This is a genomic window from Verrucomicrobiia bacterium, assembly GCA_035946615.1.
Classification (GTDB): domain Bacteria; phylum Verrucomicrobiota; class Verrucomicrobiia; order Limisphaerales; family UBA8199; genus DASYZB01.
The window spans coordinates 1-11981 of record DASYZB010000116.1 but is presented as its reverse complement, the minus strand read 5'-3'; the positions used below and the strand labels follow the sequence as shown (position 1 = coordinate 11981).

Here is an 11981-nt window from a genome sequence, read left to right as displayed (position 1 = left end):
CTTCACCTGTTCAAGACCTTGCCGGTATGGTCCGACAAGCCGGGGCGGGGCTGACTCGCCCCAGCCATTTACTGCTGAGTGCCTTCACCACCCTGCCAAAATCGAAACCAGACCCCGGCTTTTCAAAATAGTCATCCGCCCCCAATTCCTGTGCAAGCTTCTGATCCTCGGGCCGGGCTGAAGAGGAAAAAACAACCACCGGCAAATCGCGCAGTTGGGGTTGGTTTCGAATCCAGTTGAGCACTTGGAATCCCGAGATCATGGGCAGATTCAGATCGAGCAGGACCACCTCTGGCAAGGGATGCTCCTGGCGATTTGCAAAAGGCCCGTTGCCGGCCAGGTAATCAATAGCCGCCTGGCCGTCCAGGACAACCTGCAGGGTTCCCTCGAGGCCAGCCCTGTCAAAGGAGCGGCGCATGAAAAAGACATCGTTCTCCTCATCTTCAACGTAAAGGACGCTAGCCATGGTCAGAGCCCCTCTTCTCGAGTTGCGCCCGCTTTGAGTGGCTGGCGGCCAGCCGACAATCGCCTGGAGTGTTCCTGCTGGGTGTGGCGTTGGCTCCCCATTTCAGGCGCATCGAATCGAGGGCTTCCATTATCAAGCCCATCCGACCCCTGATCGCGCTTGAACTCGAGCCAGAACCGGCTCCCGCTCCCCTGCTTGGATTCCACGCCAACACGGCCTCCCATTCTTTCGGTCACTTTTCTGACCAGGGCCAACCCAATGCCAGTGCCTTCGTAAGACCTGCTGGCCCGTTGGAACATCTGGAAGAGCCTGGGCACGAAACCTTCGGGTATGCCAATTCCATTGTCTTCAAACCAGAGGCGGACAGAATCCTCGCGAGCCTCTGCCCAAACGGAGATTCGAGGGAGCCTTCCGGGTCCCACGAATTTCACAGCATTATCCAGCAGATTCGAAAAGCACTGCGTCAGCCCCGCCTCGTTGGCCAGGAGCCTGGGGAACTTGCCCGAAAGAGTGACTTGGGAGGAAGGTGGTTGGAATTGCGGATACGATTCAATGATGCCCCGGAGCAATTCGGCAGCATCAATCGGACTGAGCGCCAGTTCGCTTTTAACAGTCTGGCTGTAGCTTAGGGCATCCGTGATAAGCCGGTCCATCCGCCTGGCCGAACTGCAGATCCGATCCAGACAGAGCATGGATTCGTTGTTCAAATTCGTTCCACAAAGCTCTCGCAACAGGGAAGCAAACCCTTGCATGGCCCGGAGTGGGGCCCGCATGTCATGGGTAATCGAATAGGAAAAATGTTCGAGTTCGTTGACCATCTCCTGGAGTTTGGCTGTTCGCTGGCGAACCTGCTGTTCGAGGTTCGCGTTGGTTTGGGCCAAATCCTGTTGCAGACGCCCAATCCCCAATGCGAGGGAGCATTGAGCTCCGATCCATTCGATAATCCGGAAATGGCGGGTGGTCCATTTTTGAGGGTCGAACGAGCAAATCTTCACCACGCCGATGGGTTTGCCATGGAGGCGCAAGGGGGTCGCCAGGACCGAGCGGAACACACGCTCGGCAGGCTGCGGCACATCCAGGTCCGGATGCGCGGAGAGGTCATCGACGAAGGCGGTGCGATTATGCTCCATCACCACGGCGGCAAAGGAACCGGCAAAGGGCCTTTGTTTTTGGGTCAATGGGGTAGTTCCAGACTGGGTCTGCAGGACCAAGGTATCGTCCAGTTGTTCCATAACGGCAGCGACGGTGCCGGGCTGGCCGATGAGATCGTTAAGGGCCTGGCAGACGCGTTCCAACATTTGGCGTTCGTCCTGCACCTCACCCAAAGAGCCCAAAAGGGTTTGGAGCATGGCTTCACGTTGATTGAGTTCGTGGTTGGCAGCCAGTAGTTGCCGGGACTGGCGCTGCAACTCCTCGGATTGCTGTTCGAGTTCCTCGGCCTGCTGGGCCATCTCCTCATTTTGGCGGCCCAATTCCTCGCTTTGTTGTTGCAGTTCCTCGTTCTGCTGCACCAGTTCCTCCGATTGCGCCTGGAGTTCGGTGTTTTGCCTCGCTATCTCTTCGCCGCGGGCGGTGAGTTCGTCGTTTGCGGCGTGCAGTTCGCGATTCCTGGCGCGCAGGCGGTCGGTTAGGTTCAGGATGCCATGCACCGTGCCTGCGACGACCGCGAGATTAAGGCATTGCATCAGCCACTGCAGCAGTTCGAAAGGTTCTTCAGCAGGGCGGCCCGGCAGCACCACAAAATTTTTCAGCGCGCTGATGGCGGCGAATGCCAGGGCCAATGCCCAGAGCAGCCGCCGGTCTTGGTGCCACAAGCAGAGCAGGAGCGGCAAAACGTAACCAAAGGCCAAATAACGATGAGGAACCAGCAGCAGCTTCAGCAGAATCATGAAGGCGGTGGCAGCGAGGAAAATAACCAGAGAAGCCGCTGCGGAGGGCCTGGGATTCGAGGCTGAAAATGATTAAGTTGTCATAACCTCCGGATTGCATGGGCCCGGCAATCCAAGCCCAGGGGATGGCTGCCTGGCACGCGCTCCAATTCATCCAAAACCATAGATAGCTATTGATTAGAACTCCTGCCCGCTGGAACAACCGAGGGTATAGACGCCCGGACCCGGGTTCTTGTTCAAGAGAAGCGGCGAAAGTTGCCTCTCGCTTTGTTTTTCTCTCCCAAGGGCGCCGCGAACCCAGAGGGCTTGAACTTCCGTTCGGTAATGCAGGACGCCGGCGGCGATTCTTCTTTCAAAAGACGATCTAAACTTGCCAGTTGACCTGCCATGTGGCGATTGCTAGGGTTCGCCTCCCGTAAAACCGGGGCTTATGCGACATACGATCTCGGTGCTGGTAGAGAATAAATTCGGTGTGCTGACGCGTGTGGCGGGTTTGTTCAGCGGACGCGGCTATAACATTGACAGTCTGAACGTGGCGCCCACGCAGGACCCGACCGCATCGCGCATGACGATTGTGACGCGGGGTGATGACGCGACGCTGGAACAGATCGTCAAGCAGCTCAATAAGCTGACCGACATCATGAAAGTGGTGGATTTTCGAGATGGGGAATATGTGGATCGCGAGCTGGTCCTGATCAAAGTGTCGGTTGATTCCAAGACGCGGGCCGAGGTGATGCAGATTACGGACATCTTCCGGGCCAAAATCGTCGATGTGCAGCCCAAGAGCCTGACTATCGAGGTGACTGGGAACGAGAGCAAAGTGGAGAAGTTTCTGGATTTGATGAAGAGCTTCGGCGTGGTGGATTTGACGCGAACGGGCAAGGTGGCCTTGCCTCGGAAGTAACAACGTTGGGGCGGTGTTGGGAAACGGAAAGAAAAACTATGGCAACAATAAATTTTGGTGGAACGAAGGAAGAGGTCATTACGCGCAAGGAATTCCCGATGGCACGGGCGCGCAAGGTGCTCAAGAAGGAAGTCATCGCGGTCATCGGTTACGGGGTGCAGGGGCCGGCGCAGTCGCTCAACCTGCGCGACAACGGATTCCATGTCATCATCGGGCAGGCCAGCGGGTTCAAACGGGATTGGGACCGGGCAATCCAGGACGGCTGGGTGCCGGGCAAGACGCTTTTTGAGATCGACGAGGCGGTGCGCCGCGGCACGATCATTCAGATGCTCGTCTCCGATGCCGCTCAGCGCGCGATTTGGCCGGGGGTCAAAAAGAACCTGAAGCCAGGGGATGCGCTGTACTTCTCGCACGGCTTTTCGATAGCTTACCGGAAGCAGACGGGGGTGGTCCCGCCAAAGGACGTGGATGTGATCATGGTGGCGCCCAAAGGTTCGGGGACCTCCGTGCGGCGGAATTTCCTGACCGGCGCGGGGATTAATTCGAGTTTTGCCGTGGGCCAGGACGCGACTGGCCGGGCGCAGGAACGCTGTCTGGCGGTGGGGATTGGGATCGGCTCAGGGTATCTGTTTCCCACGACATTCGAGCACGAGGTGTATAGCGACCTGACCGGTGAGCGCGGGGTGTTGATGGGGGCCTTAGCTGGCATCATGGAGGCGCAATACGATGTGTTGCGCTCGCATGGCCATTCGCCCAGCGAGGCCTTCAACGAAACGGTCGAAGAGCTCACTCAGAGCCTGATTCGGCTTGTCGATGAAAACGGGATGGACTGGATGTATGCTAATTGCTCGGCGACGGCCCAGCGGGGTGCGCTGGACTGGAAACCTCGTTTCAAGAAGGCGGTGATGCCGGTTTTCAAAGAGCTGTATCAGCGGGTCAAGGCTGGCAAAGAATGCGCGCGGGTGCTCTCGGCATGCGGCAAACCCGATTACCAGGCGCAATTGACCAAGGAACTGGCCGCCATTGGCGATTCTGAGATGTGGCAGGCGGGCAAAGCGGTCCGCGCGCTGCGGCCAAAGGAAGCGGCGCGGGCGATTGCCAAAGGGACAAGAGGGGTTTCGGGCAGGGGCCAGAATTGAGCCAGACGCGTATTTTGCAGCGCGGCAGAGCCGCAACAGGAGCGAGCCCCTTCACTGGGCTAAAGCCCCGATGAATGAAACGCGAAATCAAATATGAAATGTCCAGGCTGAGGCCGGGCCTTTGATTGGCTCATTTCTAGGACCTGAAAGACTTCGATGAAAAAGAATCCTGGCGACTTATCGATGCCCCGGCGAAGGTTTCTGAAATTATCCGCTGCAACGGTGGGGGCTGTTGGCGGCCTTCAGGCAATGCCGCCTGCCCAAGCCGAGCAGGTCCTGCCGCAAACTTCTGCGCCGAAAAGGGCCGGGGCTTCAAAGCGCGGGAGCACCCGCGCCTATAACTCAGATTACAAAGGCGAGTTTTTGAACCAGGTCGCCTTTCCGCTGGGCGGGATAGGCGCCGGCATGGTTTGTCTCGAAGGCGCCGGGACGCTGTCGCATGTTTCGTTTCGCAACCGGCCAGAGGTCTATAACGAACCGTGCGTGTTTGCAGCCATCTCATTGAAAGATAAACCGGAGGCGGCCCGGGTGCTGGAGGGGCCGGTGCCTGCCAGAAAAATCTTCGGGCCGCCCGGGACGGCGAATGGGGCCGGGGGCACGACCTATGGATTGCCGCGCTGTGCGTCGGCCAGTTTCAAAAGCCGCTTTCCCTTTGGCGTGGTGACCCTCAGCGACCCGGAACTGCCGCTGGAAATCCAGATTACCGGCTGGAGCCCATTCGAGCCGGGCGACGCCGATAATTCGAGCCTGCCGGTTGCCGCCCTCGAGTATCGGTTCCATAATGCCGGCCGCGTGCGGCTCGAAGGGGTGTTCTCGTTTAATGCCAAAAACTTCATGGCCAACGGCAACAACCCGCAAGCGGTGCGGCCAATCGCCGGGGGCTTCATCCTGTGGGGGGGCAGCGATGCAGAGCGGCCATGGGAAGAGGGGGCCTTCTCGGCGACTGTTTCATCTCCAGAGGTTAAAGTGAACCATGCCTGGTTCCGGGGCGGTTGGTGGGACCCACTCACCATGGCCTGGCAGGACGTGGCCAAAGGCGCGTGTTTCGACCGGCCGCCCATTACCGAGGGGGCTGCCAGCCCCGGCGCCAGTTTGTTCGTTCCAATCGAACTGGGCCCGGGGGGCTCCCAAACAGTGGTCCTGCGTTTAGCCTGGTTCGCCGCGCAGACCAATTTGCGTATTGGCAGGGATTTGCCCGGGGTGAAGCCTGGGCCGGTTTCCACGGCGGATTTTCGACCGTGGTATGCTGGCCGATTTACGGACATCAACAGCATCAGCTTTTACTGGCGTGATCATTATGAAGAACTGCGCCAAAAGACCCAGCGCTTCAGCGATTGCTTATTTGATTCCACGCTTCCAGCCGAGGTGCTCGAAGCGGTTGGAGCCGACCTGAGCATTCTGAAATCCCCGACGGTGCTGCGCCAGACGGACGGGAGGTTGTGGTCGTGGGAAGGCTGTGGGGATGATTCGGGCTGCTGCCACGGTTCCTGCACCCATGTTTGGAACTATGCCCAGGCCATTCCTCACCTGTTCCCCGCGCTGGAACGCACCTTGCGCGAGACAGAGTTTGGACCCTCGCAGAACGATGCCGGCCATCAGCAGTTCCGCAGCGCCTTGCCCATCCGGCCCATAGAACACGATTTTTATGCCGCAGCCGACGGGCAGCTCGGGGGCATTATGAAGGCGTTCCGCGAATGGCGCATCAGCGGGGATAGCCAATGGCTGCGCGGTCTTTGGCCCAAGGTCAAACGCAGCCTGGACTACGGCATTGAGACGTGGGACCCGGCGCACAAGGGATGGATCGAGGAACCGCACCATAATACATACGATATCGAATTCTGGGGGCCAGGCGGGTTTTGCACCAGCTTCTACCTCGGAGCGCTCCAGGCCGCTGTGCTGATGGGCAAAGCGCTGGACGACGCGGTACCGCTCTATGGGGAATTGCTCGAGCGCGGGACACAGAAAGCGGAAACCGACCTGTTCAATGGCGAGTACTTTTTCCAACACATCCAGTGGAAGGGCCTGCGCGCGCAGAATCCGCTGGAAAACAAGAGCATGGTCGGAAGCTATTCTCCAGAGGCTGTGGCCATCTTTGAGAAGGAAGGGCCCAAATATCAATATGGGACCGGCTGCCTGGCCGACGGGGTGCTGGGTTCATGGCTGGCGCTGGTCTGCGGAGTTGGCCAGGTGCTCGATTCGGGCAAGGTCCTCAGTCATTTGGAAGCCGTCCACCGCTACAATCTGAAGCGGACGCTGGCAACGTTTGCCAACCCGCAACGGCCAACCTATGCGTGCGGGGCCGAAGGCGGGCTGCTGGTGTGCACCTGGCCTAAAGGGAGCGAGCTATCGCTGCCCTTCCCCTATTCCAATGAGGTTTGGACCGGCATCGAATACCACGTCGCCTCGCACCTGATGCGGATGGGCCGGGTGAAGCAAGGACTCGAAATCGTGCGCCTCTGCCGCGACCGCTATGACGGACGGGTGCGCAATCCCTTCGACGAATACGAATGCGGCCATTGGTACGCCCGTGCGATGTCCTCCTATGCCCTGCTCTTTGGCCTCAGCGGCGCGCGGTACGATGCCGTGGATAAAATCCTGTATCTCGAACCTTCTCTGGCGGGGGATTTCCGCTGCTTCTTTTCGACCGCCTCCGGCTATGGAACCGTCGGGGTCAAGGGAGGAAAGCCGTTCTATGAACCGAAGGCGGGCGCGCTGGAAATCCGCGAGCTGAAATACGTGGCACGGGGCTGAGCGGAGAGGTTTATCAACGCCGCGCAGTCCAAAACGCTGCGCGCCTTCTGGCGCCGGTCCGCGCGAAGCGTCGTGGACTGCGCCAGTCCTCTGGCGCTTTGGGGCCGCCCCTTGCGTTAAGTTTCCATTCCCACGCCCAGCGGCATGGAATTGGGAAGGCGCGGTCCGAGGGCAGGACATCCAAAAGCGGCAGAGGACTGCCGCAGTCCAAAACGCTGGCGCCTTCCGGTGTGGGTCCGCGCGAAGCGTCATGGACTGCGCCAGTCTCTCTGGCGCTTTGCGTCGAAAGCCCTTAAGAATCGAGGGCGAGGAGGAGTGGGAGCATTTTCAAAACACCCTCTAATAACCCATGACCCTGTAAAATCGGCTGGGCGGCAGGGAATTGGTATCGGTTAAGGAAAGGATGCCACCCGTCCCCGTAACTGTCGGAGGGATTGTGCTCCATTGCGGATCGGTCGGGGCATTCTTGTATTGGAGGGTGTAATGGACGCCCGCGATGCTGTTGAAGGTAATTGTCACGTGAGCACCGGCCAAAGAGACGCCGCTGATGGTTGGCGGCAAAGGCGCGGTGCAGCAATTGTAGGAATAGTCCCGGACGGACACCGAATCCACATACCAGCCGGTCCCGCCGTTCTGATTGCCGGTGTCGGTGGCCAGGCGCCATCGGAACTGGACGTTTTGGCCCTGGGCGGCAGCCGGCAAGTTCACTGTGGTGGTGATAAAGCCGCCCGAGATTCCGCTCCAGGCCTGGCGATTGGGAAGCGGACTGTCCGTACTGAGATAGATGGTCATATTATAGCCGCCGGTCACAAAGCTTCCGCCCGCCGCGAGGATATCCTGGAACGGGCCACTGCCGATTTTGATTTCCAACACTCCGCCATCGTATGCCGTGCCGGAAGTGGTATCGGCTTCGAGGTCGTAAGCGTTTTGGAAAGTGAGCTGTGCGAAGGCGGATTGGATGGCGACAACCGGAGAAACCAAATTGGCGATGCCCGGGTTGGCAACATCGCCGCCGAAAGCCGAATTGTGCGGTGTAGCAGAAGCTCCTGAAGAGGTGGCCCATGGGGTAGCGCCTCCACTGATGACCGAAGTCCAACCTGCAGGCAAGGCTGGCGGAGTCACGCTATCGAAATTCTGGCTCAGCGCAGTGAACGCAACCGGGCTTCCCAATTGCAGAGTGAAGGTGATATTGCCCAGATTAGCCGAGCCATCGCGCAGTTGCAGGGTGGCCGTGATGACACCGCCGCAGGAGCCTTGTGCGGTAAACGTAAATGGCTCTGCCGCTACACCGCCCGCAGCCGGAATAGCGCCGTAACTTTGCGCCGCGCTCGGCGAAACCACCCCGCCGCCGGGCAGCAATGTGGCCACCAAATTAGTAGTCGAAGCACTGCCCAGGTTCTGCAATGCGAAATTTAATGTCACCGTCTCACCTGGATCAATGGCTCCGTTGGTGCAGCTCTCGTTGAGAAGGGTCGTCCCATCGGGAGCGAGCACCGGCACAGAGGTCGAGTTCCCGTTGTAAACGACCAATGCAAAATCCTGGTCGAGCGGAAACGAATTATTGGGCACGCCGTCGGAATTGATATTGGCGGCGGTGACGGTCACCGTAAAGCTGCCGGATAAACCGGCCGGCAGGAAAACGCTTTCCACGTTATTGACCGAGTCCGCAACCCCGCCGGTCGCCGAAAGCGCCCCTGTAAAGACGTTGCCCTTGTAGGTGTTGCCGCCGACGGTGACCGTCAGGTCCAGGTCATTATTGTAGGCATTGGCCGCTGTGCTGCCGGGGGCGTCAGTCCAGGCCAGGGTGACGCGGAAAGGCTTGGTTGAATCGGAAACAGTGCCTGTGAATACACGGACCTGGCCGCTGGCGGTGAAAAGGTCGGCGGGGACTTGATCACGCACGATTCGTGGGATGCCATCGAAGGCCATTCCCAGATTCATTTCACCCATTCCTTGGGTATCAGACCACAAAGTATCGTTGGCGAAAGCACCGGTCATATACCGGGCGGAGTTCACCAGGTAGGCCTTGGTCATGGCCGGGCTGGCTGGATTGGTGAAGTGGCTGATAAAAAACTGCCGCACCAGGGCGCAGCCACCGCTTACGCACGGGGTGGAATGGCTCGAGCCGGAAGAGGCTGTATAAAACTGCTGGCCACTGGGCCAAAAGGGGGTGTTGTTCGGTCCGCCGGAGACCCCGGAGGTCCAATCAGAAAGGAAACATGGATTGGCTGTGCCATCCGGGCCGGGGTTTGCTGCCTGGGGCGCGCCTCCACTGACATGCGAGGCGGGGGCCATGAGTTCCGGTTTATGCCGGCCATCGGCGCACGGACCGCGGCTGCTGAAATCGATGACATCATTGGCGCTGTCAGCCTGCGTATCGGGCACCCCGCTGCCGTCGGTCCCTCCAAAGGCTTGCACATCCTCTCCTGCGCCGACCGTGATCACGTTCTTTGCGGTGCCGGGCGAGTCGATACTTTGCGCAACCGGGTTCCCACTCGAGTCCACACCCTCGTTGCCGGCAGCGAACACGATGACCATTTCCTGATTGCCAGGGGCGGGGTGAGTGGAACCAGCCCGCTGGGCGTCCCGCACCAGGGCATCGTAGGATTGCGCATCGATGTCATAGGCGCCCACGCCGGTGCCGCCCCAGCTATTATTGCTGATCCGCGCGCCGGACTGGTAGGCATCCGCTTCAAGGTCGTCGTAATTGGGATTAGTAAAGGAGTCCGGGTCGAATATGACCGAAGAGCCCAATTTGACGAAGGGGCAGACGCCCAGGCCGTAGTGATACCCCGCAGAATCGGTATGGGGGAATCCCGACAGGCTATTATCACCACCCACAATGTGCGCGTTCAGGTTGCCATGTCCATCGCAACCAGCCAGCGTGCTGCCCGAGTTCGGAGTCCCTTCCAAACGGTTATAGACAACACGGCTCGGATTGGTGAGAACCCCGCCCTGGTGCAGGCCCAGGTGATTGGGCGATGTCGTTCCGTTATCTATCCCGCTGTCCGAAACATCCACCACAAATCCTGAGCTGTTAAACTGGGCCTGCGTAAAACCCTTGCTGCCCAGCCAGGCCAAATAGCCCGGGCCACTGGGGATATTGCCTGATAAATTACCCGCCACAATCTGGTCCTGCCGTTCGCAGAGCTTTCGGCGCGGAAAATAGGGCTGAATGGAAATCACGTCCGGCTGCGAAGCAACCCGCGCCAGGGACCCGGGAGAAAGCCGCACGACAACATCAATGTAATGCAAAACAGCTTGTTCTTTGGCAAAAGGTGCAAGCTTGAGCTGATTCAAGAGTCGCAGCGTCTGCTGATTGATGGGCGGATCGGCAACCAGTTGGACAGCGAACTCATCGGTGCCAATCGCCCGTGGGTGGCCTTTGCGATCAACCGGTTCCGCTGCGGGATGGATTTTGTAGGCCTCGGCGAAGGGGGCTTCCCACTGGATGCCTGAGATGGTGGGGGCAAGACCCTGGAGTTTGGCAAGGCTCTGGGCGTCGCCGTACACCAGGTAAGCATTGTAGGGCAGGTAATCGACTATTTGAACCCCGGAGGCGGCCAGAGCCTGGCGCCAGGCGGGCTGCACAGGCCCGGCGAACTGGACCAGGTGCATCCGTTTGCCTGCAAACGAGCCAGCAGGTTTATGAAGCGCCTTCACCTCCGCGCGCCGAGTGTCCAGGCGCGCAGCATTCAGGAGGATGAAATTGTATTCATCGTGAACCTCCGCCTGCGGAGTGGCTGCCAAAACCGGACTAAGCTGCTGGACTTCATACAATTGCGAACTGCCGTAGTCAGCTATCAGCCGCCCACCTTGTGCCGCAATTTGCGCCCCCACAGCGGGATTCCTAACCACTACCTTGTGAGAAGAGACCGAATCAGCCCAAGCGTGTGGATCAAGGAGAACCGCGCCGGCAAGCAACAGCAGCACTTTTAAGTCAATCATAAAACTGTCTGTCCCTCGCCAGAACTGGCACGGCATCAAACGGTGCGAGAGTATCGCAACTATATCATGCCAAATCAATCTCTTGGCAAGCAAGCAAGCAAGCTGGCAAAGGGGCGGTTGGTTAGGAGAAAGACTTCCTAAAAAACGATCGAAGGGAGGCGTTAGAACAGCCCCATCGAGCGGGATGTTCAATGATAAAACGCGCGGAGAAATTCCTCTGCTGGGGCCGGATGCAGGGGCCGGCTGACCTGCACCTGCGAGGGAAATGAGCCGGCGATGTTGGTTTGCACCGCCCACCAATCGTGCAGGTTGGTTGAGGTTTCCGCCACCACCGTTACCCCGCCAAGCAGCCCGTCCAAGGTCCACGTCACTCCTCCCTCATTGGTCGTAGAGCCTGTGAAGACCGGGACCGGTATTCCCTCGCTCACGCGGTCGTTAAATGTGTCGGCCACATAGAGACGGCCCAAGGAATCCACCGCCACTCCATAAGGCCGATTGAACTGGGCGCCTTGGCCTGTTCCATCCGCGCTTCCATCTGGCCCGGTGGGCTGCCCGCCGAGCGTCGTGACCACCCCAGCCGGTGAGACTTTCCGAATGGTGCTGTTTTGCCAATCCGCCACGTAGAGGTTGCCTGCGGGGTCTGATGCCAATCCCACCGGCACGTTGAACTGGGCCACACCCGGGGGCCCGTCTTTGAAGCCCCAGGAGCCCCAAGTGCCGGCGAACGTTGTCACGGCCATGGCTGGTGTTATCTTGCGTATTGTGAGATTCCCAGTATCGGTCACATAGATGTTCCCCGCGCTGTCCAGCGCCACCCCCGAAGGTTCCTCGAAGAGGGCTGCAGAGCCGGTCCCGTCCGCATGTCCCGTCTCTCCGGGCAGGCC

General features: G+C 59.2%; 7 protein-coding genes. 3 read left to right on the top strand and 4 right to left on the bottom strand.

Annotation, left to right across the window (positions count from 1 at the left end):
• Positions 1 to 10: 10 nt before the first annotated feature.
• On the bottom strand, positions 11 to 466 hold the full coding sequence (locus tag VG146_17045) for a response regulator (protein ID HEV2394061.1): 456 nt from the start codon (positions 464 to 466) through the stop codon (positions 11 to 13).
• A 2-nt stretch (positions 467 to 468) separates the two neighbouring features.
• Positions 469 to 2355 (bottom strand): ATP-binding protein, encoded by a 1887-nt coding sequence (locus tag VG146_17040; GenBank protein HEV2394060.1) that lies wholly within the window; start codon positions 2353 to 2355, stop codon positions 469 to 471.
• Between the two features lie 430 nt (positions 2356 to 2785).
• Here VG146_17040 and ilvN point away from each other — a divergent pair, with 430 nt between their 5' ends.
• The 3 genes from ilvN to VG146_17025 all read left to right on the top strand — a co-directional run bounded on the left by ilvN (position 2786) and on the right by VG146_17025 (position 7149).
• Positions 2786 to 3259 carry an acetolactate synthase small subunit gene (gene ilvN, locus VG146_17035; protein HEV2394059.1) on the top strand — a complete coding sequence of 158 codons (474 nt, stop codon included), beginning with the start codon at positions 2786 to 2788 and terminating at the stop codon, positions 3257 to 3259.
• A gap of 38 nt (positions 3260 to 3297) precedes the next feature.
• Positions 3298 to 4398, top strand: a complete 1101-nt coding sequence (ilvC, locus tag VG146_17030; GenBank protein HEV2394058.1) for a ketol-acid reductoisomerase — start codon at positions 3298 to 3300, stop codon at positions 4396 to 4398.
• Between the two features lie 156 nt (positions 4399 to 4554).
• Positions 4555 to 7149 (top strand): GH116 family glycosyl hydrolase, encoded by a 2595-nt coding sequence (locus VG146_17025; GenBank protein HEV2394057.1) that lies wholly within the window; start codon positions 4555 to 4557, stop codon positions 7147 to 7149.
• Positions 7150 to 7488: 339 nt separating this feature from the next.
• Here the strand turns inward: VG146_17025 and VG146_17020 are convergent, their stop codons facing one another.
• Both VG146_17020 and VG146_17015 read right to left on the bottom strand, forming a co-directional pair.
• Entirely contained in the window at positions 7489 to 11097 is a 3609-nt protein-coding gene (locus tag VG146_17020; protein HEV2394056.1) for a S8 family serine peptidase, read from the bottom strand.
• A 188-nt stretch (positions 11098 to 11285) separates the two neighbouring features.
• Positions 11286 to 11981: hypothetical protein (locus VG146_17015; GenBank protein HEV2394055.1), on the bottom strand; the 696-nt coding region annotated here is incomplete at its 5' end.